Source organism: Caldanaerobacter subterraneus, assembly GCF_004345675.1.
GTDB classification, from domain to species: Bacteria; Bacillota; Thermoanaerobacteria; order Thermoanaerobacterales; family Thermoanaerobacteraceae; genus Thermoanaerobacter; species Thermoanaerobacter subterraneus.
Genome location: NZ_SLWU01000077.1, coordinates 1 through 1,080, shown reverse-complemented (window position 1 = coordinate 1,080; position 1,080 = coordinate 1). Strand labels below are relative to the sequence as shown.

General features: G+C 60.7%; 1 rRNA gene. It reads left to right on the top strand.

Annotated elements, in window-relative coordinates:
• A 23S ribosomal RNA gene (locus tag EV203_RS13320) occupies positions 1-1,080 on the top strand; the annotation flags it as partial.

The window sequence follows — 1,080 nt, the reverse complement described above, 5'->3', positions numbered from 1 at the left end:
AATGAACGGGGCTCAAACATGCCACCGAAGCTGGGGCTGCGCGTAAGCGCGGGGTAGGGGAGCGTACTGCGCGGGCAGAAGGCTGAGCGTAAGCGAGGCTGGACTGCGCAGTAGTGAGAATGCCGGCATGAGTAGCGAGAGCAAGGTGAGAAACCTTGCCGCCGGAAGCCTAAGGTTTCCTGGGGAAGGGTAATCCGCCCAGGGTAAGTCGGGGCCTAAGCCGAGGCCGAAAGGCGTAGGCGATGGGAAACCGGTTGATATTCCGGTACCACCGAGGGCCGCTTGAGGGAAGCGGGGACGCAGCGAGGTAGGCGGAGCGCGCGGTTGGTAGAGCGCGTCCAACCAGCCACCGAAGGGCACGTAGGCAAATCCGCGTGCTGGCAGGGGGCTGGGAAGGGGAGCCGCAAGGCGAAGCCGCCGAGGCAGCTGCCAAGAAAAGCCGCTACCGAGGCCTGAGGTGCCCGTACCGCAAACCGACACAGGTAGGCGAGGAGAGAATCCACAGGCGAGCGGGAGAACCCTCCTTAAGGAACTCGGCAAAATGACCCCGTAACTTCGGGAGAAGGGGTGCCTCCCTCAGGCTTAGAGTTTATTGCTCTAGGCTTGAGAAGGCCGCAGAGAAGAGGCCCAAGCGACTGTTTACCAAAAACACAGGTCTCTGCTAAGCCGAAAGGCGAAGTATAGGGGCTGACGCCTGCCCGGTGCTGGAAGGTTAAGGGGAGGGGTGAAAGCCCTGAACCGAAGCCCCAGTGAACGGCGGCCGTAACTATAACGGTCCTAAGGTAGCGAAATTCCTTGTCGGGTAAGTTCCGACCTGCACGAAAGGCGTAACGACTTGGGCGCTGTCTCGAGGAGGGGCCCGGCGAAGTTGTAGTGCTCGTGAAGATGCGAGCTACCCGCGATTGGACGGAAAGACCCCGTGGAGCTTTACTGTAGCCTGTCACTGGACACTGCTAGTCTCTGTACAGGATAGGTGGGAGACTGGGAAGGTGGCGCGCCAGCGTCACTGGAGTCGGCGTTGGGATACCACCCTGGGACTAGTGGGGTTCTAACCTTAAGCCGTGAACCGGCTAAGGGACA